The sequence below is a fragment of the Pseudomonas sp. WPR_5_2 genome, assembly GCF_003634475.1.
GTDB classification, from domain to species: domain Bacteria; phylum Pseudomonadota; class Gammaproteobacteria; order Pseudomonadales; family Pseudomonadaceae; genus Aquipseudomonas; species Aquipseudomonas izuensis.
Genome location: NZ_RBLA01000009.1, coordinates 160673 through 185330 on the forward strand (window position 1 = coordinate 160673; position 24658 = coordinate 185330).

At 61.5% G+C, this 24658-nt stretch carries 28 protein-coding genes; 23 read left to right on the top strand and 5 right to left on the bottom strand.

Annotated features, from left to right (window positions below):
• Positions 1 to 2: 2 nt before the first annotated feature.
• Genes BJ917_RS27615 through BJ917_RS27635 form a run of 5 tightly spaced genes read left to right on the top strand, consistent with a single transcriptional unit; the run spans position 3 to position 4609 of the window.
• Positions 3 to 1991, top strand: a complete 1989-nt coding sequence (locus tag BJ917_RS27615; RefSeq protein ID WP_096509592.1) for a heme lyase CcmF/NrfE family subunit — start codon at positions 3 to 5, stop codon at positions 1989 to 1991.
• On the top strand, positions 1988 to 2524 hold the full coding sequence (locus tag BJ917_RS27620; RefSeq protein WP_121105587.1) for a DsbE family thiol:disulfide interchange protein: 537 nt from the start codon (positions 1988 to 1990) through the stop codon (positions 2522 to 2524). Before BJ917_RS27615 ends, BJ917_RS27620 begins: the two co-directional genes overlap by 4 nt.
• A complete protein-coding gene (locus tag BJ917_RS27625; RefSeq protein ID WP_121105589.1) occupies positions 2521 to 2991 on the top strand; it encodes a cytochrome c-type biogenesis protein in 471 nt (156 codons plus the stop codon). Before BJ917_RS27620 ends, BJ917_RS27625 begins: the two co-directional genes overlap by 4 nt.
• On the top strand, positions 2988 to 4190 hold the full coding sequence (gene ccmI, locus BJ917_RS27630; RefSeq protein WP_096509595.1) for a c-type cytochrome biogenesis protein CcmI: 1203 nt from the start codon (positions 2988 to 2990) through the stop codon (positions 4188 to 4190). The genes BJ917_RS27625 and ccmI overlap by 4 nt, the downstream gene beginning before the upstream one ends.
• 14 nt (positions 4191 to 4204) lie before the next feature.
• Positions 4205 to 4609 carry a hypothetical protein gene (locus BJ917_RS27635; RefSeq protein ID WP_096509596.1) on the top strand — a complete coding sequence of 135 codons (405 nt, stop codon included), beginning with the start codon at positions 4205 to 4207 and terminating at the stop codon, positions 4607 to 4609.
• Positions 4610 to 4877: 268 nt separating this feature from the next.
• On the opposite strand, the gene BJ917_RS27645 is transcribed toward BJ917_RS27635, so the two are convergent.
• A complete protein-coding gene (locus BJ917_RS27645) occupies positions 4878 to 6095 on the bottom strand; it encodes an MFS transporter (RefSeq protein WP_256658580.1) in 1218 nt (405 codons plus the stop codon).
• Positions 6096 to 6237: 142 nt separating this feature from the next.
• Between BJ917_RS27645 and BJ917_RS27650 the strand changes: the two genes are divergently transcribed.
• The 16 genes from BJ917_RS27650 (at position 6238) to BJ917_RS27730 (ending at position 18754) form a co-directional block, all read left to right on the top strand.
• The gene (locus BJ917_RS27650; protein ID WP_096509597.1) at positions 6238 to 7134 is read left to right on the top strand and encodes a LysR family transcriptional regulator; all 897 of its coding nucleotides are present in this window, start codon (positions 6238 to 6240) and stop codon (positions 7132 to 7134) included.
• Between the two features lie 234 nt (positions 7135 to 7368).
• Positions 7369 to 8202: a phosphonate ABC transporter ATP-binding protein gene (phnC, locus tag BJ917_RS27655; RefSeq protein WP_096509598.1), complete on the top strand. Its 834-nt coding sequence runs from the start codon at positions 7369 to 7371 to the stop codon at positions 8200 to 8202.
• A gap of 43 nt (positions 8203 to 8245) precedes the next feature.
• Positions 8246 to 9259 carry a phosphonate ABC transporter substrate-binding protein gene (gene phnD, locus BJ917_RS27660; protein WP_121105593.1) on the top strand — a complete coding sequence of 338 codons (1014 nt, stop codon included), beginning with the start codon at positions 8246 to 8248 and terminating at the stop codon, positions 9257 to 9259.
• A gap of 163 nt (positions 9260 to 9422) precedes the next feature.
• Entirely contained in the window at positions 9423 to 10205 is a 783-nt protein-coding gene (gene phnE / locus BJ917_RS27670; protein ID WP_034146313.1) for a phosphonate ABC transporter, permease protein PhnE, read from the top strand.
• A 36-nt stretch (positions 10206 to 10241) separates the two neighbouring features.
• The gene (gene phnF, locus BJ917_RS27675; RefSeq protein WP_121105595.1) at positions 10242 to 10946 is read left to right on the top strand and encodes a phosphonate metabolism transcriptional regulator PhnF; all 705 of its coding nucleotides are present in this window, start codon (positions 10242 to 10244) and stop codon (positions 10944 to 10946) included.
• Between the two features lie 14 nt (positions 10947 to 10960).
• Entirely contained in the window at positions 10961 to 11407 is a 447-nt protein-coding gene (gene phnG, locus BJ917_RS27680; protein WP_121105597.1) for a phosphonate C-P lyase system protein PhnG, read from the top strand.
• On the top strand, positions 11407 to 11997 hold the full coding sequence (phnH, locus tag BJ917_RS27685) for a phosphonate C-P lyase system protein PhnH (protein WP_121105599.1): 591 nt from the start codon (positions 11407 to 11409) through the stop codon (positions 11995 to 11997). Before phnG ends, phnH begins: the two co-directional genes overlap by 1 nt.
• Complete coding sequence (locus BJ917_RS27690; RefSeq protein WP_121105601.1) at positions 11997 to 13073, top strand: carbon-phosphorus lyase complex subunit PhnI; 1077 nt, start codon at positions 11997 to 11999, stop codon at positions 13071 to 13073. Before phnH ends, BJ917_RS27690 begins: the two co-directional genes overlap by 1 nt.
• Positions 13066 to 13938: an alpha-D-ribose 1-methylphosphonate 5-phosphate C-P-lyase PhnJ gene (locus BJ917_RS27695; protein WP_096509604.1), complete on the top strand. Its 873-nt coding sequence runs from the start codon at positions 13066 to 13068 to the stop codon at positions 13936 to 13938. Before BJ917_RS27690 ends, BJ917_RS27695 begins: the two co-directional genes overlap by 8 nt.
• On the top strand, positions 13935 to 14741 hold the full coding sequence (gene phnK, locus BJ917_RS27700; protein WP_096509605.1) for a phosphonate C-P lyase system protein PhnK: 807 nt from the start codon (positions 13935 to 13937) through the stop codon (positions 14739 to 14741). Before BJ917_RS27695 ends, phnK begins: the two co-directional genes overlap by 4 nt.
• Entirely contained in the window at positions 14741 to 15460 is a 720-nt protein-coding gene (phnL, locus tag BJ917_RS27705) for a phosphonate C-P lyase system protein PhnL (protein ID WP_096509606.1), read from the top strand. Before phnK ends, phnL begins: the two co-directional genes overlap by 1 nt.
• Positions 15450 to 16595, top strand: coding sequence for an alpha-D-ribose 1-methylphosphonate 5-triphosphate diphosphatase (locus BJ917_RS27710; protein ID WP_096509607.1), 1146 nt, complete (start codon positions 15450 to 15452; stop codon positions 16593 to 16595). The genes phnL and BJ917_RS27710 overlap by 11 nt, the downstream gene beginning before the upstream one ends.
• The gene (phnN, locus tag BJ917_RS27715; protein WP_121105603.1) at positions 16595 to 17161 is read left to right on the top strand and encodes a phosphonate metabolism protein/1,5-bisphosphokinase (PRPP-forming) PhnN; all 567 of its coding nucleotides are present in this window, start codon (positions 16595 to 16597) and stop codon (positions 17159 to 17161) included. Before BJ917_RS27710 ends, phnN begins: the two co-directional genes overlap by 1 nt.
• Positions 17152 to 17901, top strand: a complete 750-nt coding sequence (gene phnP, locus BJ917_RS27720; RefSeq protein ID WP_121105605.1) for a phosphonate metabolism protein PhnP — start codon at positions 17152 to 17154, stop codon at positions 17899 to 17901. Before phnN ends, phnP begins: the two co-directional genes overlap by 10 nt.
• Before the next feature lie 236 nt (positions 17902 to 18137).
• Positions 18138 to 18350, top strand: a complete 213-nt coding sequence (locus tag BJ917_RS27725) for a type II toxin-antitoxin system HicA family toxin (protein WP_121105673.1) — start codon at positions 18138 to 18140, stop codon at positions 18348 to 18350.
• On the top strand, positions 18350 to 18754 hold the full coding sequence (locus BJ917_RS27730; protein ID WP_121105607.1) for a type II toxin-antitoxin system HicB family antitoxin: 405 nt from the start codon (positions 18350 to 18352) through the stop codon (positions 18752 to 18754). Before BJ917_RS27725 ends, BJ917_RS27730 begins: the two co-directional genes overlap by 1 nt.
• A 98-nt stretch (positions 18755 to 18852) precedes the next feature.
• Here BJ917_RS27730 and BJ917_RS27735 read toward each other — a convergent pair whose 3' ends face one another.
• A complete protein-coding gene (locus BJ917_RS27735; RefSeq protein ID WP_121105609.1) occupies positions 18853 to 20058 on the bottom strand; it encodes an MFS transporter in 1206 nt (401 codons plus the stop codon).
• Between the two features lie 235 nt (positions 20059 to 20293).
• On the opposite strand from BJ917_RS27735, the gene BJ917_RS27740 reads away from it, so the two are divergent.
• Both BJ917_RS27740 and BJ917_RS27745 read left to right on the top strand, forming a co-directional pair.
• Positions 20294 to 20923, top strand: coding sequence for a hypothetical protein (locus BJ917_RS27740; protein ID WP_121105611.1), 630 nt, complete (start codon positions 20294 to 20296; stop codon positions 20921 to 20923).
• Positions 20924 to 21029: 106 nt separating this feature from the next.
• Complete coding sequence (locus BJ917_RS27745) at positions 21030 to 21473, top strand: hypothetical protein (protein WP_096509613.1); 444 nt, start codon at positions 21030 to 21032, stop codon at positions 21471 to 21473.
• A 167-nt stretch (positions 21474 to 21640) separates the two neighbouring features.
• Here the strand turns inward: BJ917_RS27745 and BJ917_RS27750 are convergent, their stop codons facing one another.
• From BJ917_RS27750 to BJ917_RS27760, 3 genes are all read right to left on the bottom strand, one after another.
• Positions 21641 to 22636: a sulfate ABC transporter substrate-binding protein gene (locus BJ917_RS27750; RefSeq protein WP_096509614.1), complete on the bottom strand. Its 996-nt coding sequence runs from the start codon at positions 22634 to 22636 to the stop codon at positions 21641 to 21643.
• 227 nt (positions 22637 to 22863) lie between these two features.
• Positions 22864 to 23688 (bottom strand): ion transporter, encoded by an 825-nt coding sequence (locus BJ917_RS27755; RefSeq protein ID WP_096509615.1) that lies wholly within the window; start codon positions 23686 to 23688, stop codon positions 22864 to 22866.
• A gap of 21 nt (positions 23689 to 23709) precedes the next feature.
• Positions 23710 to 24624, bottom strand: coding sequence for an urea transporter (locus tag BJ917_RS27760; RefSeq protein ID WP_121105613.1), 915 nt, complete (start codon positions 24622 to 24624; stop codon positions 23710 to 23712).
• Positions 24625 to 24658: the final 34 nt, after the last annotated feature.

The following is a 24658-nucleotide window of genomic DNA, read 5'->3' on the forward strand; positions in this document are numbered from 1 at the left end:
CCATGACTTCCGGCATTTTCATTCCAGAGCTTGGCCATCTGGCCATGATTCTGGCGCTGTGCTTTGCGCTGGTTCAGGCCGTGGTGCCGTTGCTCGGTGCCTGGCGCGGTGACCGTTTGTGGATGAGCCTGGCCCAGCCGGCAGCCTGGGGCCAGTTTGCCTTTCTGCTGTTCGCTTTCGGTGTTCTGACTTATGCGTTCATGACCGACGATTTCTCCGTCGCTTATGTGGCCAGCAACTCCAACAGTGCCTTGCCGTGGTACTACAAGTTCAGCGCCGTGTGGGGCGCCCACGAAGGTTCGCTGCTGCTCTGGGCTCTGATCCTCGGTGGCTGGACTTTTGCGGTGTCGGTGTTCTCCCGCCAGTTGCCGCAGGTGATGCTGGCACGGGTGCTGGCAGTGATGGGCATGATCAGCACCGGTTTCCTGCTGTTCCTGATTCTCACTTCCAACCCGTTCAAACGTATCCTGCCGCAAATACCCAGCGATGGCGCTGATCTCAATCCGCTGCTGCAAGACATCGGCCTGATCGTGCACCCGCCGATGCTGTACATGGGGTATGTCGGTTTCTCGGTGGCATTCGCCTTCGCCATCGCCGCGCTGATGGGGGGACGCCTGGATGCGGCATGGGCACGCTGGTCGCGCCCATGGACCATCGTCGCCTGGGCCTTCCTCGGCATCGGTATCACCCTTGGCTCATGGTGGGCCTATTACGAACTCGGCTGGGGCGGCTGGTGGTTCTGGGACCCGGTGGAAAACGCTTCCTTCATGCCATGGCTGGTGGGCACTGCGCTGATTCACTCGCTGGCGGTCACGGAAAAACGTGGCGTGTTCAAGAGCTGGACCGTGTTGCTGGCCATTGCCGCGTTCTCGTTGAGCCTGCTGGGCACATTCCTCGTGCGTTCCGGCGTGCTGACCTCGGTTCACGCTTTCGCCTCCGACCCCGAGCGCGGGGTGTTCATCCTGATTTTCCTGCTGTTTGTGGTGGGCGGATCGTTGACGCTGTTCGCCCTGCGCGCGCCGGTGGTCAAGAGCCAGGTCGGCTTCAACCTCTGGTCCCGGGAAACCCTGCTGCTGGGCAATAACCTGGTGCTGGTGGTGGCGGCTTCGATGATCCTGCTCGGCACCTTGTACCCGCTGATTCTCGATGCGATGACCGGCGCCAAGCTGTCGGTGGGCCCGCCATACTTCAACGCGCTGTTCATTCCGTTGATGGCGTTGCTGATGCTGGTGATGGCGGTCGGCGTGATCGTGCGCTGGAAAGACACCCCGGTGAAATGGCTGGCGAGCATGCTGACCCCGGTATTGCTGGGCAGTGTCGCCATGGCGGTAGTGGCCGGCGTCGCTTACGGCGATTTCAACTGGGCGGTGCTCGCTACCTTCCTGCTCGCCGCCTGGGTGTTGCTGGCCGGCGTGCGCGACATCTTCGACAAGACTCGCCACAAAGGCCTGATCAAAGGTCTGCCGACCCTGACCCGCAGCTACTGGGGCATGCAGCTCGCGCACCTGGGCATCGCGGTCTGCGCCCTGGGCGTGGTGCTGTCGAGCCAGAACAGTGCGGAGCGCGATCTGCGCCTGGCACCGGGTGAGTCCATGGACCTGGCCGGTTACCACTTCGTGTTCGAAGGCGCCAAGCACTTCGAAGGCCCGAACTTCACCTCCGACAAGGGCACCATCCGGGTGATCCGCGATGGCAAGGAAGTCAGCGTGCTGCACCCGGAAAAACGCCTCTATACCGTGCAAAACTCGGTGATGACCGAGGCCGGGATCGACGCCGGGTTCACCCGTGACCTCTACGTTGCCCTGGGCGAACCGCTGGGCGATGGCGCCTGGGCGGTGCGGGTGCACGTCAAGCCGTTCGTGCGCTGGATCTGGTTCGGTGGCTTGCTCACCGGTCTGGGCGGGGTGCTGGCGGCGCTGGATCGACGCTATCGGGTCAAGGTGAAAAGCCGTGTGCGTGAAGCACTGGGCATGAGTGGAGCCACTGCATGAAACGATGGTTGATGCTGTTGCCACTGGCGATTTTTCTGGTGGTCGCTGTTTTCCTGTATCGCGGTCTGTACCTGGACCCGTCCGAGTTGCCTTCGGCGATGATCGGCAAACCGTTCCCCGAGTTTTCCCTGCCGGCAGTGCAGGGCGACAAGACCCTGGCCCGCGCCGACATCCTCGGCAAACCGGCGCTGGTCAACGTCTGGGGGACCTGGTGCATTTCCTGCCGGGTCGAGCACCCGGTACTGAACAAGCTGGCCGAAAGAGGCGTGCTGATCTACGGCATCAACTACAAGGACGTCAACGCCGCCGCCTTGAAGTGGCTGAACGAATTTCACAACCCGTATCAACTGGACATCCGCGACGATCAAGGCACCCTGGGCCTGAACCTCGGCGTGTACGGCGCACCGGAAACCTTCTTCATCGACGCCAAGGGCATCATCCGCGACAAGTTCGTCGGGGTGATCGACGAACAGGTCTGGCGTGAAAAACTGGCGGCCAAATATCAGGCACTGGTCGATGAGGTCAAGCCATGAAGCGCTGGCTCGCTGCTGTCGTGCTGGGCTTGAGCATGGCCGGGGTGGCGCATGCGGCCATCGATACCTATGAGTTTGCCAAGGAAGGTGATCGCGAGCGTTTTCGCGAATTGACCAAGGAGCTGCGTTGCCCCAAGTGTCAGAATCAGGACATCGCCGACTCCAATGCGCCCATTGCCGCCGACCTGCGCAAAGAGATTTACCGCATGCTCGGCGAGGGCAAGGACAACCAGCAGATCATCGACTTCATGGTCGATCGCTACGGTGATTTCGTCCGTTACAAACCGGCCCTCAATGCCAAGACCGCATTGCTCTGGTTCGGTCCCGCCGGCCTGCTGCTGGGCGGTTTTGTGATCATCGCGGTGATTGTCCGCCGCCGTCGCGTACAACGCGCCAGCACCCCGGGCTCGCTTTCTGCCGAGGAGCGCGAGCGCCTCGACCACCTGTTGGATAAAAACCAAGAATGATTGATTTCTGGCTCGCTGCAGGTTTGCTGCTTCTGGTGGCCCTGAGTTTTCTGCTGATCCCTGTTCTGCGCAGTCGTCGCGCCCAGCTCGAAGAGGATCGTACTGCCCTGAACGTGGCGCTGTATCAGGAACGCGTGGCTGAGTTGCAGACTCAGCAGGAAGAAGGCGTTCTCGATGCTGCGCAAATGGACGCCGGTCGCGCCGAAGCCGCCCGTGAGTTGCTTGCCGATACCGAAGGCGTTGCTGCGCCGAGGGTATCGCGACTGGGCAAGCCGGCGCCGTTGCTGGCGGCGATCCTCGTCCCGGTGCTGGGCCTGGGGTTGTACCTGCATTTTGGTGCCAGTGACAAAGTCGAGTTGACCCGGGAATTCGCCCAGGCGCCACAGTCGATGGAAGAGATGACCCGGCGCCTGGAGCGTGCGGTCGCGGCGCAGCCGGATTCCGCCGAGGCCCTGTACTTCCTGGGACGCACCTACATGACTCAGGATCGTCCCGCCGACGCGGCGAAGGTCTTCGAAAAAACCGTCAACCTGGCCGGGCGCCAGCCTGAACTGTTGGGACAATGGGCCCAGGCCCAGTACTTCGCCGATGGCAAGCAGTGGTCGGAAAAGACTCAGGCACTGACCGATGAAGCGTTGAAAGCCGATCCCAAGGAAGTCACCAGCCTCGGCCTGCTGGGTATCGCAGCGTTCGAAGGCCAGCGTTATCAGGAGGCGATCGATTACTGGAATCGCCTGCTGGAACAATTGCCACCGGAAGACCAATCCCGCATCGCACTGCAGGGCGGTATAGCCCGTGCTACCGAAAAACTGTTGGCCAGTGGTGGCAAAGTGGCCCCGGCACCGGTGGCCAAGGCGGGCGCGTTGCTCAAGGTCCAGGTGGATCTGGCGGCCGACCTCAAGGCCAAGGTCCAGCCCGGTGACAGCGTGTTCATTTTCGCCCGCGCCACTTCCGGCCCACCTGCACCCCTGGCGGCCAAGCGCCTGACCGTGGCCGATCTGCCGGCAACCGTCGAACTGGGCGATGCCGATGCGATGATGCCGCAATTGAAACTGTCGAACTTTCCTGAAGTCCAACTGGTTGCGCGCATCTCCCGTGCTGGCAAACCGACAGCAGGTGAGTGGATCGGTCGCAGCCAGCCACTGGCCAGCAGCACCACCGCGCCGCAAACACTGACCATCGACAGCCCGGACAAATGACAGGAAACGCCACCATGACCGCCATTGCTCGTATCACTTTGCTCAGCGTTGTTTTGGGGCTGAGCGCTTGTGCGGTCCAACAGCCCGAGTCGACGCACCTGCCGCCGATTCCGCCTTCGCAGCCCAAACCCACGCCGTCCACCTCGCCCAGTCCGAGCAAACCGGGCATCCCGGCCAAGCCCGCTAAACCGCTGCCGCGCACCTCCGCCAGCTTTGCGCCGCCACCGGGGGGCAACAGCCATTGGGACCCGAAACTGGGTGTCTATGTGCTCGACGATCAGCCCAACACCTTCTATCGCCAGCGTACCTATTACCGCTGGGATAACGGCTGGAGCCGTTCGATCAGCCCGAAAGGACCGTGGGAAGAGACCGATATTCACGGCGTGCCGGGCGGTCTGGGGCGACAGTTCGGGCAGTAACGCAAAAGGCGACCTTCGAGGGTCGCCTTTTTTGTGGGCACAGAAACACCGCTCAACCTTGCTTGCAGCAGATGTCTGTAGGAGCCGGCTTGCTGGCGAGGCGGCCTATGAGCCGACCTGAGTTCGGACCTGTTTCCGATCCCATTGTGGGAGCGAGCCTGCTCGCGAAAAACGTCCAGACAACGCGGTCATTCAGATAGGGCGCGTTATCGTTGACGTCCATCGCGAGCAGGCTCGCTCCCACAGGGGATCACAGGCAGGTCAAAAATCAGGTCGACTTTGCGGCTGCCTGGCGAGGCGCGCCGATCCAGTGGATGGCCAGCGCAATGAGCCCCAGCACCACACCAAAGACCACAATCCCCGACCAACCATAGCGCGTCATCAACCAACCGCTGACCGCCGCACCCACCGCCCCACCAAAGAACGTCGCCGTCATGTAAAGGCTATTGATGCGGCCCTGTGCTTTCGGATCAACCGCAAACGCGCGAGTCTGATTAGACACCAGTCCCGACTGCACACCGATATCCAGCACGATCACGCCGAGCACCAACAATGCCATCGAGGTTTGCGCACCGGAAAGCAGCAGGTAGGCCAGCGTGACAATACCGATACTGGCGCCGATAACACTGCGCGAGCCTAACCGGTCGGTAGCGCGACCGCCGAGCGACGCAGCCAGCGCACCGGCGGCGCCGATGATGCCGAAGCCGCCTGCCCAGGCACTGTTCAACTGCCAGGGACCGTGGGCCAGCAGCGCCGCCAGGTTCACCCAAAACGCATTGAAGCAGGCCCACAACAGCGCCTGAACGATCATCGACTGGCGAATCGGCGCATTGTCACGCATCAGTGGCCACAGTGATGCGAGCAGGCGCGGGTAGGACAGGTTGGTACTCGGCACGCCTTGTGGCAGCAGCGCAGCCGCAGCGAACCACACCGGAATCATGAACGCCGCTTCCACGCCATACACCGCACGCCAACCCCAGGTCTCACCCACCACACCGGCAATGGTGCGCCCGAGCAGGATGCCGACCATGATGCCGCTGACCACCGTGCCGACGTTGCGCCCACGTTCGCTGGGCTTTGACATGACCGCAGCGAAAGGCACCAACTGCTGGGGCACGCAACTGACGATGCCGAGGCCGAAGGACGCGGCAATCAACGTACCGACACTGGGCGAGACGGCTGCGGCAATGGCGAAGCAGAAGGCCAGGGCAATCTGCCCGAGCACCAGTTTGCGCCGATCAAAACGGTCGCCCATGGGCAGCAGCAGCGCCAGCCCGGTGGCGAAACCCAGCAGCGCCGCGCCGGCCACCAGATCGACAGTCGTCAGGTCCAGGCCCAGATCCGACGCAATCAACGGCAGGATCGGTTGGGTGCAGTAAATGTTGGTGATCACCGCGCCAGCGATGATCGCCATCATGATGATCTTGCCGCGTGACGCCAGCGCGGGTGCTGTTGTGCTTTCGGAGGATAGGGGCAGGGCGCTCACGGCACTCTCCTTCAGGGTTGGCTTCCGGCAGGTGCGACGGGATATCGCGCGCGGGAGTGGAGTGCCCCACCTTACGCATTCGCATAAATGGGGATAATCCCCTAGGATCGGGAATCATCCTTCCATATTTTGATAGAGCGCCATGAACCGTCTTGAATCCATGTCTGTCCTGATCGCGGTGGTCGATGCTGGCAGTCTGTCGGGCGCCGCGCGCAGGCTTGGCATGCCGCTGGCCACCGTCAGCCGCAAAGTGGCGGAGCTGGAATCGCACCTCAATACCCGCTTGCTGCATCGCACCACCCGGCAACTGTCGCTGACCGAAGCCGGCGCTTCTTATGTGGCGGCGTGTCGGCGCATTCTTGAGGACATCGGAGAAGCCGAGCGCATGGCGACCGGCGAATACGCCTCGCCCAAAGGTGAGCTGGTGATTACGGCACCGGTGGTGTTCGGGCGCCTGCATCTGGTGCCGGTGGTCGCCGAATTTCTCGCGCACTATCCCGAGATCGAGATCAACCTGATGCTCACCGATCGCGTGGTGCATCTGATGGAAGAACACTGCGACGCCGCGGTGCGCATTGGCGAGTTACCCGACAGCTCCCTCATGGCCACGCAGGTGGGAGCGGTGCGCCGCGTAGTCTGCGCAAGCCCGGACTACCTGGCGACCCATGGCGTGCCCACCCGGCCTGCGGATCTGGCCGAACACGCCTGCATTACCTTCGAGGTCCTTGAGTCTGTCGGCGCCTGGGTGTTCGAGGCGGGCAAATCGCAGACGTCCGTGCGGGTTCGTTCGCGGTTGGCCGTCAATACGGCGGAAGCGGCCATCGATGCGGCGATGCTCGGGGTCGGCGTGATACGGGTGTTGTCCTATCAGGTCGCGGACGCCCTGAGCAAAGACGCTCTGCAGGTGGTACTCCAACCTTTCGAGTCATTGCCATTGCCGGTCAGCCTCGTGCACAAGGGGCAAACCCCGTTGCCACTGAAGCTGCGTGCATTTCTTGATTTTGTAGCGCCGCGATTGCGAGCGCGCGTTTCCCTGTAGGAGCGAACCTGCTCGCGATGGAGGTCAACGATGACGCGTGCTGCCTGAATGCCCGCGTTGTCCGGACGTTCATCGCGAGCAGGCTCGCTCCTACAGTCTCAACCTTTCACAAAACCTTCATCAAATAGTTAATCCAGCGACATGTGCGAGTCATAGGGCTGACATGCCCCGTGCCTAAAGTCGGTTGAACTCAAATACGGCCATGGACGGCCGTGCAACCAGACAGAGAAGCCCATGAACGCAGCTATCCATGTCGATCATCTGAACAAGACCTTTGCGCGTAAAACCGCACTGGTCGACCTCGAGCTGACCATCGCGTCCGGTGAGATGGTCGCGCTGATCGGCGCGTCCGGCTCCGGCAAGTCCACCTTGCTGCGCCACCTCGCGGGCCTGGCCTGTTGCGACCGCAACAACGGCGGAAGCGTCAAGGTGCTGGGGCGGGAAGTGCAAGCCAGCGGACGGCTCAATGGCAAGGTGCGGCGCTTGCGGGCCGATATCGGCTACATCTTCCAACAGTTCAACCTGGTCAATCGCCTGAGCGTACTCGACAACGTACTGCTCGGTTGCCTGGGCCGCATGCCACGCTGGCGCGGCAATTTGTGCCTGTTCAATGCCGAGGAAAAACAGTTCGCCCTGGAGTCCCTGGACCGCGTCGGCCTGGCCGATCTGGCGGCGCAGCGCGCCTCGACCCTGTCCGGCGGCCAGCAGCAACGCGTGGCGATTGCCCGGGCGTTGACCCAGCGTGCCGAAGTGATTCTGGCGGATGAGCCGATTGCCTCCCTCGACCCGGAGTCGGCGCGCAAGGTCATGGAGATCCTCGCTGACATCAACCGCCGGGACGGCAAGACCGTGGTCGTCACCTTGCATCAAGTCGACTACGCCACGCGCTATTGCCCGCGTGCCGTGGCGCTCAAGGGCGGACGCATTCATTTCGATGGCCGCGCCGCCGAGCTGAGCAGTCAGTTCCTCAATGATTTGTACGGTGCCGATATCGACACCAGCCTGATGTGTTCCGACCAGATTCGCACCGCCGAAGCCGCGCCCCGGCTGGTATTGGCGCGCGCGTAAACACCCCTCGATTCCCAACCGTTCACCCTCAGGAAGCCTTTCCATGTTGAACCGTATCGGTCGCGTTTTTGCTGGCGCAGCACTGCTCGCCAGCTGTGTGCTGGGTACCGCCCAGGCAGAAGAAAAAGCCATCAACTTCGGCATCATGTCCACCGAGTCGTCACAGAACCTCAAGAGTATCTGGCAGCCGTTTCTCGATGACATGCAGAAAAAAACCGGCTTGAAGATCAACGCCACCTTCGCCTCCGACTATGCCGGTCTGATCCAGGGCATGCGCTTCAACAAAGTTGACGTCGCCTGGTTGGGCAACAAGGCCGCCATCGAAGCGGTGGACCGTTCCAACGGCGAAGTCTTCGCCCAGACTGCGGCCGCCAGTGGCGCCGCCGGCTACTGGAGCGTGTTGATCGCGCGCAAGGACAGCCCGATCAACTCGGTCGACGACATGCTGAAAAACGCCAAGAACCTGACCTTCGGCAACGGCGACCCGAACTCCACCTCGGGTTATCTGGTGCCGGGCTACTACGTGTTCGCCAAGAACAACGTCGATGCGGCCACCGCGTTCAAACGCACCCTCAACTCCAGCCATGAGGTCAACGCCTTGAGCGTGGCCAAGGGGCAACTGGACGTGGCGACCTTCAACACCGAAAGCTGGGATCGCCTGGAAGTCACCCAGCCGGACAAGGCGGCGATGCTCAAGGTGATCTGGAAATCGCCGCTGATCCCCGCCGACCCGCTGGTGTGGAGCAAAGCCCTGAGTGACAGCGAGAAGCAGAAGATCCGCGATTTCATCTTCAGCTACGGCGACACCGATTCCGAGAAAGCCGTGCTCGCAGGCATGCAACTGGGCAAGTTCCTGAAATCCAGCGACGACCAACTGCTGCCGATCCGTCAGCTTGAGCTGTTCAAGCAGCGCACCACGATCAATGCCGACACCAAGCTCGAAGCGGCGGACAAGGCCAAGAAGTTGGCTGAGATCGACGCCGAACTGGCCAAGCTGCAAGAGCGCATCACCTTGCTCGAGAAGACCGACAAAAAGACTGCCGCCACTGCCGGCTGATCCACCGCAACTCAACTGTGGGAGTGAGCCTGCTCGCGAAAGCGGTGGGTCAGACGAAGTCGATGGTGCATGTGCCGCCGCCTTCGCGAGCAGGCTCGCTCCCACAGGTTTCCCCGCAGGTTTTGCATCAGCAAATGCTTCAGGAAAATTTTAGAGAACCCTTATGACCACTCTGCACGCTGAAGCTGTCGGCAAGCGTACCTGGCCGCAATACGCCGGTTGGGGGCTGTTCCTGGTCCTGCTGGCCTGGGCCTGGCACGGCGCCGAAATGAACCCGATGGCGCTGTACCGCGATTCGGGAAACATGGCGACCTTCGCCGCGGATTTCTTCCCGCCGGACTTCCATGAATGGCGCGCCTACCTCAAGGAAATGATCGTCACCGTACAAATCGCCCTCTGGGGCACGGTGCTGGCGATTGTCTGCTCGGTGCCGCTGGGCATTCTCTGCTCGGAAAACATCACCCCCTGGTGGATTCACCAACCGCTGCGCCGGGTGATGGACGCCTTCCGTTCGATCAACGAAATGGTCTTTGCCATGTTGTTCGTGGTGGCGGTGGGGCTCGGGCCGTTCGCCGGTGTCCTGGCGCTGTGGATCAGCACCACCGGCGTACTCGCCAAGCTGTTCGCCGAAGCGGTGGAAGCGATTGATCCAGGTCCCGTCGAAGGCGTTCGCGCCACCGGTGCCAGCGCCTTGCAAGAGGTGATCTACGGTGTGATTCCACAAGTGATGCCGCTGTGGGTTTCGTATGCGCTGTACCGCTTCGAAGCCAACGTGCGTTCGGCGACGGTGGTGGGGATGGTGGGTGCCGGCGGCATCGGCGTGATTCTCTGGGAGAACATCCGCGCCTTTCAGTTCGTTCAAACCTGCGCCGTGCTGCTGGTGATCATCGTCGTCGTCAGCCTGATCGACATCCTGTCGCAACGCCTGCGCAAGCAGTTCATCTGATCTTCGGAGGGGTGCCCCAGGGCGCTTTTTTTAAGCATGCAGTTGTCTAGACAAGACGAACCGGTGTACCGCGAACTGGCCGACATCCTGCGCCGGGAACTGGCGGACTACCGCGCTGGAGACTTCCTGCCAGCCGAGGTTCAACTGGCCGAACGCTTCGGTGTCAACCGCCACACCCTGCGTCGCGCCATCGATGAACTGGTGTTCGAAGGCAGCCTGCTGCGCCGCCAGGGCAAGGGCACCCAGGTGCTGGAGCGCCCGCTGATTTATCCGATGGCTGCCGACAGTGCCTACAGCCAGTCGTTGTCGGCGCAGGGTCTGGGGGTCGAGGCGCTGCTGCTCAAGCGCCGTTACTGCTTCGCCAGCCGTGAAGAGGCCGAGCATCTGGGCCTTGCCGAAATGGCGCCGATGATCGAATTGCAGACCCTGCGCAAGCTCGACGGGCAACCGGTCAGCCTGATCCGCCATCGCTACTGCGCCAGCCACGCACCGTTGCTGGCGGACTACACCGGTGGCTCGCTGCGCCAGTACCTCAGTGAACGCGATCTGCCGCTGACACGCACCCAGAGCCTGATCGGCGCCCGCTTGCCCAACCGCGAAGAAGCCGCGCTGCTGATGATGCCCCGGCACTTGCCGGCGCTGAGTGTGTTCACCCTTTCCCGTGATCGCGACGGCCGTGCGGTGGAGCTCGCGCAGTCCACCAGCCGTTCGGATCGCTTCCAGTACCAGGTCGTCACCTGATGGAGAACCAACCGATGAACCCTGCTTCTCACACTGCGCGCCAGCATTGGATCGGCGTGCTGGCCCGCGCCCGTCGCAGCGAATTGCAGCCCCACGAAGCGGCGCTGCGGGATGTTGAATACCAACTGATCCGCGCCCCGGAAATCGGCATGACTCTGGTGCGTGGCCGCATGGGCGGCAACGGCGCGCCATTCAATGTCGGCGAAATGAGCGTGACCCGTTGCGTGGTGCGCCTGGCCGATGGCCGTACCGGCTACAGCTACCTGGCGGGCCGCGACAAGGTCCACGCCGAACTGGCGGCGCTCGCCGACGCACATTTGCAAGGCGCGCAGCAGCGCCATTGGCTCGACCAGGTGATCACGCCGCTGGCCCAGTCCCAGGCCGAACGTCGCGCGCAAAAAGAGGCGGACACCGCTGCCACCAAAGTCGAATTCTTCACCCTCGTGCGAGGAGAAAACTGATGAGCGCACAGTTGTTGCAACCGGCGTTCGCCGAGCCGGTGCTGGATGCCCAGCGCGGCTTTCGCGCGGCACTCAAGGCATTGGCAGGTCCTGGTCTGATCCAGACCCTGCACGCCACGCCGAGCCTGGAAGGTCTTATGCCTGCGACCTACGCCTTGTGCCTGGCGCTGCTGGATGTGGACACGCCGCTGTGGCTGGCGCCGTCGTTCGACACGCCGCTGATCCGCGCCAATCTGGCGTTCCACTGTGGCTGCCCGCTGACCGTCCATCGTGAAGAGGCGCGCTTTGCCTTGCTCGCCGCCGACGACCTGCAAGACCTCAGCGGCTTCGATCACGGCAACGATCGCTACCCCGATCAGTCCTGCACTTTGCTGGTTCAGTTGCCCAGCCTCGCTGGCGGGGCAGGGGTGAGTTGGCGCGGGCCGGGGATTGAAACCGAACACGCCGTCACGTTGCCGGTGACCGATGGCTTCTGGCGTGAACGTGAACGGCGCAACGAATTCCCCCGTGGGCTGGATCTGTTTTTTACCGCCGACCATGACCTGATCGGCCTGCCGCGCAGCACTCGCATCACACAGGAGCGTGTCTGATGTACGTAGCCGTCAAGGGTGGCGAACAGGCCATCGACAACGCCCACCGTCTGCTGGCGAAAAAGCGCCGGGGCGATACCTCGGTCGCTGAATTGAGCGTTGAACAGATCCGCCAGCAACTGCCGTTGGCGGTGGCGCGGGTGATGAGTGAAGGCTCGCTGTACGACGAAGAGCTCGCGGCGCTGGCGATCAAGCAGGCGGCGGGGGATCTGGTGGAAGCGATCTTCCTGCTGCGCGCCTATCGCACCACGTTGCCGCGCTTCAGCCCGAGCCTGCCGATCGACACGTCGAATATGCTGCTCAACCGCCGTTTGTCCGCCACCTTCAAGGACGTGCCCGGCGGGCAACTGTTGGGGCCGACCTTCGATTACACCCATCGTCTGCTCGACTTTGCCCTGCTGGCCGAAGGTGAATACCCGGGGCCGCAAACCACCCCGAATGCCTGCCTTGAAGCCTGCCCGCGTGTTCTCGGTCTGCTGGCCAAGGAAGGGCTGATCAAGAACGAGTCCGACAACAACGAAACCGTCGCCGACATCACCCGCGACCCGCTGGAATTACCCGCCAGCCGCGCCGAACGCTTGCAAGCGCTGGCCCGTGGCGATGAAGGATTTCTGCTGGCGCTGGGTTATTCGACCCAGCGCGGTTATGGCCGCAACCACCCGTTCGCCGGGGAAATCCGCATCGGTGATGTCGAGGTGTGGATCGATCCTGAAGAGCTGGGTTTCCCGATCTGCCTGGGCAGCATCGAAGTCACCGAGTGCGAGATGGTCAACCAGTTCGTCGGCTCGGCCACGGAGCTGGCGCAGTTCACCCGCGGCTATGGCCTGGCCTTCGGACATGCCGAGCGCAAGGCCATGGGCATGGCGCTGGTCGACCGCGCACTGCGCGCCAAGGAGTTCAACGAAGAGATCGAGTCCCCGGCGCAGCAGGAAGAATTCGTGCTGATGCACTGCGACAACGTCGAGGCCGCCGGTTTCGTCTCGCACCTCAAACTGCCTCACTACGTGGACTTCCAGGCCGAACTGGAACTGATCCGCAAACTGCGCAAGCCTGCCGAGGGCAGCAACCATGAATGACTTGATTCAGGCACCCGTGCGCGACGCGGCGTACAACTTCGCCTACCTCGATGAACAGACCAAACGCATGATCCGTCGCGCCTTGCTCAAGGCCGTGGCGATCCCCGGCTATCAGGTGCCGTTCGGCGGTCGCGAGATGCCGTTGCCTTACGGCTGGGGCACCGGCGGCATGCAATTGACCGCGGCAATTCTTGGCGACGATGACGTGCTCAAGGTCATCGACCAGGGCGCCGACGACACCACCAACGCCGTGTCGATCCGCCGCTTCTTCGCCCGCACCGCCGGCGTCGCGACTACCGAAATCACCCCGGACGCGACGGTGATCCAGACCCGCCACCGCATCCCGGAAACGCCGCTGCACGCCGATCAGATCATGGTTTACCAAGTGCCGATCCCCGAGCCGTTGCGCTTTATCGAACCGTCGGAAACTGAGACCCGGACCATGCACGCCCTCAACGATTACGGGGTCATGCACGTCAAACTTTACGAGGACATCGCCACCTTCGGCCACATCGCCACCGCCTACGCCTACCCGGTGATGGTCGATGAACGCTACGTGATGGACCCCTCGCCGATCCCCAAATTCGACAACCCGAAACTCGACATGAGCCCGGCGCTGATGTTGTTCGGCGCCGGCCGCGAGAAGCGCCTGTACGCGGTACCGCCGTACACCAAAGTCGTCAGCCTCGACTTCGAGGACCACCCCTTCGAAGCCCAGCAATGGGACGAGTGCTGCGCCATTTGCGGCAGCCATGAGTCGTTCCTCGACGAGCTGATCCTCGACGACGCCGGCACCCAGAGCTTCGTCTGTTCCGACACCTATTACTGCGCCCAGCGCGTCAGCCAGCAGGAGCAGGGCCAATGAACCAGGCGCTGAAAAACGATCTGTCGGTGTCCACCGAACCCTTGCTGCAAGTACGTGACCTGTCGCTGTTGTACGGCCCGGAGAAGGGCTGTCAGGACGTCAGCTTCGACCTTTATCCCGGCGAAGTGCTGGGGATTGTCGGCGAGTCCGGTTCCGGTAAATCGACCTTGCTTTCGCTGCTCAGCGGGCGTCTGCCGCCACAAAACGGTCGCATCGGTTACCGCGACAAGCAGGGCCGATGGCTAGACCTGTACAGCGCCAGCGAAGCCGAACGCCGTACCTTGCTGCGCACCGAATGGGGCTTCGTCGAACAGAACCCGCGAGATGGTTTGCGCATGGGTGTTTCAGCCGGCGCCAACATCGGCGAGCGCTTGATGGCCCAAGGCGTACGCAATTACCAGCAACTGCGTGGGGCGGGTCTGGACTGGTTGAGCCAGGTGGAAATCGATCCGCAGCGCATCGACGACTTGCCCCGGACCTTTTCCGGCGGCATGCAACAGCGCCTGCAAATCGCCCGCAACCTGGTGTCGAGCCCGCGCCTGGTGTTCATGGACGAGCCTACAGGCGGCCTCGATGTGTCGGTGCAGGCGCGCTTGCTCGACCTCTTGCGCGGGCTGGTGCGCGAGCTGGATCTGGCGGTGGTGATCGTCACCCATGATCTGGCGGTGGCGCGGCTGCTGGCGGATCGCCTGATGGTGATGCGTCGCTCGCGGGTGGTAGAAACCGGGCTGACCGACCAGATCCTCGACGATCCGCAGCATCCTTACTCTCAACTGCTGGTGTCTTCGGTGTTGCAGCCATGATGAATACCTTGATCGAGGTCCGTGACCTCTCGAAAACCTTCACCCTGCATCAGCAGAACGGCGTGGTCCTCAACGTGCTGCGCGGTGTGGATTTCAGCGTGGCGGGCGGCGAATGCCTGGTGCTGCACGGCCAGTCCGGTGCCGGTAAAAGCACCTTGCTGCGCACCCTGTATGGCAACTACCTGCCGGCAGGCGGCAGCATTCGCGTTCAGCACGACGGCCAGTGGCTGGAGCTGGTGGGCGCCGAGCCCCGGGACATTCTCCAGGTGCGCCAGCGTACCTTGGGTTATGTCAGCCAGTTCCTGCGGGTGATACCGCGAGTCGCCTGCCTGGACGTGGTGATGGAGCCGGCCCTGGCCCGTGGCTGGTCCAGACACCTGGCGCAATCCCGGGCCGAACTGCTGCTCACTCGCCTGAACATTCCGCAACGCCTGTGGCAACTGGCACCCGGCACCTTCTCTGGTGGCGAACAGCAGCGGGTCAACATCGCCCGTGGCTTCATGGTGGCGTGGCCGGTGATGTTGCTTGACGAGCCGACGGCCTCACTCGACGACAACAACCGTCAGGTGGTGCTGGAGCTGATGAACGAAGCCAAGCAAGCCGGTGCAGCGCTGATCGGCATTTTCCACGACCGCGTTGCCCGCGAGGCGGTTGCCGACCGCCATCTCGACATGACGCCTGCCGCAGTGAACCAAGAGGAATACGCCGATGCCCGTTGAACAGATCCTCAGCAATGCCCAACTGGTCACCGCTGACCGCGTGTTCTACGGCACCGTACTGCTGCGCGATGGCGTGATCGCTGATGTGGCCGAAGGCCCGAGCCGCTTGCCCCAGGCCCAGGACCTCAACGGCGATTACCTGCTGCCGGGCCTTGTCGAGCTGCACACCGACAACCTGGAAAAACACATGACCCCGCGCCCCGGCGTGGACTGGCCTTCGCGTTCGGCGGTGCTCAGCCACGATGCACAGATCGTCGCGGCCGGCATCACCACGGTGTTCGACGCGGTGTCCATCGGCGACGTGAATCCCAAGGGCAACCGCATGCAGAAACTGCCGGCGATGCTCGAAGCGATCTCCAGCGCTTCCGATGCCGGGCTGACGCGCGCCGAGCACCGGCTGCACCTGCGCTGCGAGCTGTGCCACCCGGATACCCTGAGCGTGTTCCGCGATCTGGTGGAGCATCCGCTGGTGCAACTGGTGTCGGTGATGGACCATTCGCCGGGTCAGCGCCAATTCGTGCTGGAGTCCAAGTACCGTGAGTACTACATGGGCAAATATCACCTGACGACCACGCAGATGGACGAATTCATTACCTTGCAAATGGCCAACTCTCGCGAGTACAGCGACCGCTATCGGGCGGCGATTGTCGAGCATTGCCTGGCGCTCGGCCTGTCGGTGGCCAGTCATGACGATGCGACGCTGGCCCACGTCGAGGAATCGGCGCGCTACGGCATGACCATCGCCGAGTTCCCGACCACGGTCGAAGCGGCGCGCGGTTGCAAGGAATGGAATATGAAAGTGTTGATGGGTGCGCCGAACATCGTGCGCGGCGGTTCGCACTCGGGTAACGTGGCGGCCGCAGACCTGGCGGCAGAAGGGCTGCTGGACATCTTGTCCAGTGACTACTACCCGGCGAGCCTGTTGCAGGCCGCCTTTGCACTGGCGGCGCAGAGCGAGCGGATCGGCCTGCCCGAAGCGATGCGCATGGTCAGCCTGGCCCCGGCCCATGCCGCAGGACTGAGTGATCGCGGCGAAATCGCCCCGGGCCTGCGCGCCGATCTGGTGCAGGCACGCAGTCAGGATGGATTGCCGGTGATCCAGCAAGTATGGCGACAAGCGAAGAGGGTGTTTTGATGTCAGGCAGGTTGATCTATCTCATCGGGCCTTCCGGTTCGGGCAAGGACAGCCTGCTGGATGCCGCACGCACGCGGCTGGCCGAGCGCGGCTGCCGTATCGTGCGGCGGGTCATCACTCGTTCGGCGGAAGCCGTGGGGGAAGCGGCACTGGGTGTCAGCATGCAACAGTTCAGCGAGATGCAGGCCCAGGGCGCATTTGCCCTGAGCTGGCAGGCCAATGGCCTGGCCTATGGCATCCCTCGGGAGATCGACGATTGGCTGGCGGCAGGGGACGACGTGCTGGTCAATGGCTCACGCGGGCATCTGCCGCAAACCCGCGAACGCTATCCCACCGTGCTCGTGGTGTTGCTGACTGTGAACGAGGCCGTGCTGCGCCAGCGCCTGCTGGCGCGGGGGCGTGAGTCCGTGGCCGAGATCGATCAGCGGCTGGCGCGCAATGCCCGCTTCGGCGAACGCCTGCTCGCCGAAGACCCGAAAGTGCACCTGCTCGACAACTCCGGGCCGCTGGAGCGCACGGTCGAAGGCCTGCTGGCTTGCCTCGACGAGCCCGCAGCATGCGCCTGACGCTGCTGGGCACCGGCGATGCCCGGCAAGTGCCGGTGTACGGCTGTGAATGTCAGGCCTGTGTACGTGCGGGCATCGAGGCACGTTGGCGACGACAACCCTGCTGCGCATTGATCGAATGCGGCGACCAGCGCTGGCTGATCGACAGCGGCCTGCCAAACCTCACCGAACGCTTCCCGCCGCGCAGTTTCAACGGCATCTTCCAGACCCACTACCACGCTGACCATGCCCAGGGTTTGCTGCATCTGCGTTGGGGGCAGGGCCTGGTGATTCCGGTACACGGGCCAACGGACCCGGAAGGCCTGGCGGACCTCTACAAGCATCCGGGGATTCTCGACTTCAGCCAGCCGTTCGAGGCATTTGAAACCCGTTGTTTCGACGCGTTGAGTGTCACCGCGTTGCCACTGCTGCATTCCAAACTGACTTTCGGCTATCTGCTCGAAGGCGAGGGGCGGCGCATCGCCTACCTGACCGATACGGTGGGGCTGCCACCGGCCACCGAGGCCTGGCTGCAACGTCAGCCACTGGACTTGCTGGTACTCGACTGCTCCATGCCGCCGCAGCCACTGGCACCGCGTAATCACAATGACCTGAACCTGGCGTTGCAGTGCATTGAAGAATTGCAACCTGAGTCGGCGGTATTGACCCATGTGGGGCATACGCTGGATGCGTGGTTGATCGAGCATCGTGGTGAGCTGCCGGGCAATGTCAGTGTGGGGATTGATGGGGTTGTGCTTTAGGAGGGACCGGACATACCCGATCCTTGTGGGAGCGAGCCTGCTCGCGAAAGCGGACTTTCAATCACAGCTTTGTTGACTGTGCCGCCGTCTTCGCGAGCAGGCTCGCTCCCACAAGGGGCTGTCATCCACTCAATTACACCCTGTAAAACAGCCAAACGTCGCGTTGCGGATTTTTGTGCTTGAGTAAATATAACTCTGGAGTTACTTTTATTCGGGCCGGAGCAAGGAGGCGGATGGTGCAAAGCAGGCTATTGATCAAGGAGATGATGGAAGCAGGTTGGACGTTGGACCGAATCACTGGCAGTCATCACATCTTCATTCACCGCTACAACCCATACACGATTCCCGTTCCTCACCCGAAAAAGGATTTACCGGTGGGGACGGTCAAGAGCATCAGGAGGCGAGCCGGGCTTTTTTGCCCGCTGGCCAGTTACGCAGGAGATCCATAATGCAATATCCAATCTGTATCGAGTGGGGCGATGAGAACACCGCCATCGGTATTCAGATCCCCGATATTCCAGGCGCGGTAACCGCCGGGGATACCTTTGAAGATGCCTATAACGCGGCGGTCGAGATTGTCCACATCATGCTGCAAGAGATCGCGGCGAGTGGAGAGCCGATTCCGATGCCGACGTCCATGGTTGAACATCTCGCAAATCCCGATTTCATCGAGATGGGCTGGGGCATGCTGGAAATCGACATTTCGCCCTATATGGGCAAGACCGAGAAGGTCAACGTGACGCTGCCGGGCTATGTGATCCAGCGAATCGACCGTTATGTGCGCGAACACAACGTCAAAAGTCGCTCGTCGTTCCTGGCGGATGCGGCGATGGAGAAGCTGGTTCGGTATTGAGGGGTGTCAGCAACACCGTCATCGCGGGCAAGCCTTGCTCCCACAGGGTTAACGCATAACCTGTGGGAGCAAGGCTTGCCGGCGATGCTTTTTAGGAATTACGCAGTCGCCAGCGAACGCTTCTCCGAAACACTCAAAAACCGCAACAACGCCACCAATGGAAACGCACTACCCACCACCACGATCCACAACCAGCCGCCCTGTTCATACACCGCACTGGCCACCGAAGAGCCAAACGCACCGCCAATAAAGATGCTGGTCATGTACAACGCATTCAGGCGGCTGCGGCTTTTGGCATCGAGGGCGTAGACCGCGCGTTGGCCGAGGACCATGTTCATCTGCACACAAAAGTCGAGCACCACGCCGGTCACGGCCAGACCGATAACGCTGTAAGCCGGATGAATGAACGCTGGCAGGAAGCTCAGGCTGGCGAACAGCAGCGCCAGCAAGGAAGCGATGCGTGTATGGCCGGCGTCTGCGAGTCGACCGGCGATGGGCGCGGCGATGGCGCCAATGGCGCCGACCAGCGCGAAAATCGCGATTTGCGATTGCGACAAGCCATGGTTACGCGCCAGCTCCAGCGGCACCGCGGTCCAGAACAGGCTGAACGTGGCGAACATGCAACCCTGGTAAAACGCGCGTTGACGCAGCACGGGTTGCTGGCGCAGCAGCGTCCACAGCGAGCCGAGCAACTGTCCATAGGACGCACTGTGATCAGGTTGGCGCTTGGGAATGGTCACCGCCAGCACGATGCTGATCGCTGCCATTAACAGCGCCGCAATCACAAACATCGCGCGCCAGCCGAAGTGATCGGCCACCACACTGGACACTGGTCGCGCCAACAGGATTCCCAACAGAAGACCGCCCATGATCCCGCCGACCACGCGGCCGCGAGACTCTTCCGGCGCCAGGTGAGCAGCCAGCGGAATCAGGATCTGCACCGACACCGAACTGAAGCCCACCAGCAACGAGATCAGCAAAAACACATTCGGCTGATCGGTAAAGGCTGCGCCCAACAGACTGGCAATGGCCACCACCGTGGTGATGATCATCAACCGGCGGTTCTCCAGCAAGTCACCCAAAGGCACCAGAAAGAACAGGCCCAACGCATAACCAATCTGGGTCAGCGAAACGATGAAGCTGGCCAGGGTGTTGCTCAGGCCGACGTCCGGCGCGATCAGGCCGATGATCGGCTGCGCGTAGTAGATGTTGGCCACGATCGCCCCGCAACAGAAGGCGAATAGCAGCACCATGCCTCGGGTCATTGTCGCGGTGCCGTGGGGCACCTGGGTCGCTGGGTTCATAACGTGTCTCGCTGAACGGAAGGGAATGCGCGCAGGCTAATGGCCTGGTCAATACGGCGGAAGAGAGATTGGAGTGATAGCAATCATTCCATTGCGGAATGAGTGACGAACGTGCGTGCCGTTCGCCGATGAGCGTTGCGTCAAAATTTCAGGGGCTGATGATACATTCACTTACATCTTGTTCGATAGCGTGCTTATGTTCTCTTTTCACGTTTCATCACAGGAAGTCACTCCCATGAATCCGATGTTTCGTCACGTTCTTCGCGGCGTTTCAATGGTCACCCTGATCGGCTTGTTCACCGCAGGCCCGGCCCAGGCACAAGATGCACCCGGCATGCGCATTGGTGTACGTGGCGAGATTACCGGCGTGAGCCCGGACGTTCTGAAAGTCCACGCCAACAGTGGCGAAAATGTGGTCATCAACCTGACCAATGACACCAAAATCCGCGCGGTTACCCTGGCGAACATCGAAGATATCAAGCCCGGCAGCTACATTGGTTCGGCAGCCATTCCTCAAGAGGATGGCAGCCTGAAGGCGTTGGAGGTCCATGTCTTCCCGCCGGAACTGGCGGGCAGCGGCGACGGCCATCGCCCCTTTGATCTGGCCAAGGGCAGCAGCATGACCAACGGCAGTGTCGGCGATCTGGTCGTCAGCAATGGCCGGGTATTGACCGTCAACTACAAGGGTGGCCAGCAGAAAATTCTGGTGCCGGAAGATGTCCCTATCGTCAACCTGGTGCCGGGGGATCGCAGCTTGCTGAAGGTGGGCGTGAAAATTGTCACGTTCGTGACCCAAAGTGCGGATGGAACGCTCACGGCACAGTCGATTTCGGCAGGCAAGGATGGGGTGACACCGCCAATGTAATGGTCACCAGGCGACCGACCATCCGAAGAAATGCCAGCTTTTGCGCGCCAGCTAAAATCTACAGGGGGATCACTTCAACGCGTCCTTACAAAGCGGGAGTCTCACGATGAAAATCGTATCTTCGCTGGCGTTGGTGGTAGCGGTTGGGACGATCTCCGGGTGCTCGACAGTACCCGACAGTCAAGTCACCAACGTTCCCCTGAACGCTACTTCCATCAATGCCGGAAATATCGCCCGGCCAATCATGATGCCCGATGGTCATGCAACCGTGTTCTGGTTTGCTGTCAGTGGCGAACCCCAGGGCAGCGCATTGCCAGGCCGTTTGCAGGCCTACATCTATCAGGGAAGCTGTGGGAGCCTGGGTGCAAAACCGGCCTATGACTTGAACGACGGTCCGAATGCGCGGTTCTATTCGCAAGCGTCGATGCAATATTTCTGGAAAAGCGCACCGGTAGCGGTCGAGACGCTTCGAGCGGGGGGCTATGCGTTGGTGGTGCGTGAAAGTCCGGGGGATGGTCACCAGGCGATTTTTTGCGGCAACCTGAGCTGAACCCTGTAGGAGCGAGCCTGCTCGCGATGGACGACAGGACACCGCGGGGCGTCAGTCTCCCAGCGTTATCATTGAGGTCCATCGCGAGCAGGCTCGCTTCTACAGTAGTTCGGTGTTTTACCAATAAAAAAGGCGACCTCTTCAGGTCGCCTTTTCATTTTCAGCGCTTACTGCGCATAAATCTGATCGAAAATCCCGCCATCATTGAAGTGGGTTTTCTGCACGGTGCGCCAGTCGCCGAAAGTTTTCTCGACCGACAGGAAGTCTACTTTCGGGAAACGGTCGGTGTACTTCGCCAATACCGCCGGATCACGTGGACGCAGGTAGTTGGCCGCAGCGATTTCCTGGCCTTCCGGCGACCAAAGGTACTTCAGGTATTCCTCGGCGGCGGCGCGGGTACCTTTCTTGTCAACCGATTTGTCGACCACCGACACCGGCGGCTCGGCTTCGGCGGAGACGCTTGGGTAGATGACTTCGAACTGGTCGCGACCGAATTCGCGGGCGATCATTTCCGCTTCGTTTTCGAAGGTCACCAGCACATCGCCGATCTGGTTGGTCATGAAGGTGGTCGTAGCGGCGCGGCCGCCGGTATCGAGCACTGGCGCTTGCTTGAACAGCTTGCCGACAAATGCCTTGGCCTTGTTTTCGTCACCGCCGTTCTTTAGCACGTAGCCCCAGGCCGACAGGTAGGTATAGCGACCGTTACCCGAGGTTTTCGGGTTCGGCACGATGACTTGTACGCCATCCTTGAGCAGATCCGGCCAGTCTTTCAGGGCTTTGGGGTTGCCCTTGCGCACGATGAACACTGTGGCGGAGGTGAACGGCGCGCTGTTGTTCGGCAGGCGTGTGACCCAGTTGTCCGGGACCAGTTTGCCGTTGTCCGCCAAGGCATTGATGTCGGTGGCCATGTTCATGGTGATGACGTCAGCGGGCAAGCCGTCGATGACCGAGCGTGCCTGCTTGCTGGAACCGCCGAAAGACATTTGCAGGGTGATGTTTTCGTTGTGCTCGGCTTGCCAGTGTTTCTGGAACGCAGTGTTGTAGTCTTTGTAGAAATCGCGCATCACGTCGTAGGAAACGTTAAGCAGGGTCGGTGCGGCCTGAGCCATGCTGGTCAAGGCCAGGCCAGCGGCCAGAAGTGAGGCGCCAAAGAGTTTTTTCACTGCGAATTCCTTGTTCTATGTATGTATGAGCAGCCGCCCCCTGTAGGAGCGAGCCTGCTCGCGAAAAACGTCAAGACAACGCGGGCATTCAGACAGCCCACGTTATCGTTAAAGACCATCGCGAGCAGGCTCGCTCCTACAGGGGGTAATGTGTAGAGAGGGATACCATTTTGCCAGCGACTATAGCCGGGCTCGCATAGGCCTTTAAAGATAAAAAAGCTCTTTGCTTATTCCATTTTCTTGAACAATGCATTCCCGCAGCGAGAGCAGAACGATGCTTCGTGTTCGTGGCTGTTTTTCTTGCATACCGGGCAGTCGTGTTGCAGCTGCCCGCCGCGCATGGCAGTGGCCAGCTCTGCGGTAAAGATGCCGGTGGGGACGGCGATGATCGAATAACCGGTGATCATCACCATCGACGAGATCACCTGGCCCAACACAGTCTTTGGCACGATGTCGCCATAACCGACGGTCGTGAGCGTCACGATGGCCCAGTAGATGCCTTTGGGAATGCTGGTGAAGCCGTGCTGCGGGCCTTCGACCACGTACATCAGCGTGCCGAACACCGTGACCAGGGTGCAGACGCTGAGCAGGAACACGAGGATTTTCTGTTTGCTGCCGCGCAGGGCATCGAGCAGGTAATGCGCTTGTTTGAGATACGGGCCGAGTTTGAGCACGCGGAAAATCCGCAGCATCCGGATGATCCGGATAATCAGCAGGTACTGCGCATCGGCGTAATAGAGGGCGAGGATGCCGGGTACGATCGCCAGCAAATCCACCAGTCCATAAAAACTGAAGGCGTAACGCAACGGTTTGGGCGAGCAGTACAGCCGCAGGATGTACTCGCCGAGAAAGATGACCGTGAAGCCCCATTCAATGTACGCCAGCACATCGGCGTAGTTCTGGTGAATGGTGTTGATGCTGTCGAGCATCACGACCACCAGGCTGGCGAGGATGATCAACAGCAAAATGCCATCGAAACGCCGGCCAGCCTTGGTGTCGGTCTGGAAAATCATGACGTAAAGCTGTTCACGCCAGTGTTTGCTGCTGTCCATGGATAACGCCTGACTCGAAGATCAGCGCAGCCTAGGTTGATTGTCCCCGTGAGCGCAAGGCGCGGTGTCGACCGTGGTTTTGCCGAATATCTGAATGCCGGTGCGGATCAGCCAGCAGGCGAGAATAAACGGTGCGGTGAGCGTGGCCAGACCAGCGGCCGCAAAGATGGGCGTCAGCAACAGCGCCAATACGATGCCAAGCAGTGGCAGCCAGGGTTGCTGGCGTTGCGCGCTGAAGGCGAGGGCGGCCAGCACGGCATTGTAGCCGCCCAGGCCGAGCAGGGCGGTGCCGGTCTCGTGGTGCAGCAGGCTGGAGCCAAGGCCGAGGATCGAGGCTATCAGCGCCCAGCAGAACGCACGGCGATCGGCGATCAGCAAACCGGCGGCAATCATCGCCCCGGCCAGTGGATGATCGAGGAACATCACCTGGCCAATACCTTTGAACGATGCGGCCAACAGGTTCGGTGTGTTCAATTCGATCAGGGGTGTCGGTAGCGATGGCGTGGCGAAACACAGCAGCAACCAGCTCAGGCCCACGAATGGCGCGGTGTAGGCGGGCACGTATTGGTTGACGCGGGTGCGCTTGAGCCACTGTTGAGTGATCATCGCACTCAAGCCGCCGGCAGCCAGAATCAGCGGCGGCATCACCGCCGACCACGGGAAGTACAGACTCAGCAACAGGCCAAGCAACACGCCGTTGTAGCTGTACAAGCCAGCCTGGCGATCGGCCTTTGCATAGTTGCGCCGTTGCGCGGTGAGTAATCCGGCGACACCGCCGAGCAACGCACCGCCGAGCAGCGCCGGCGCCGTGAACAGGATGGCTGAAAGGCACAGCAAGCCGCAGAGCGGATGGCGCTGAAGGAAAATTTGACTGAAACCGTTGAGCAAAGCCTCGGCCCAGTCGGGGCAGTGGGTGTTGAAGTGATTGGCAGGCATGGCAGTTCTAAAAAGTCAGTTAGACCGTGTCGCC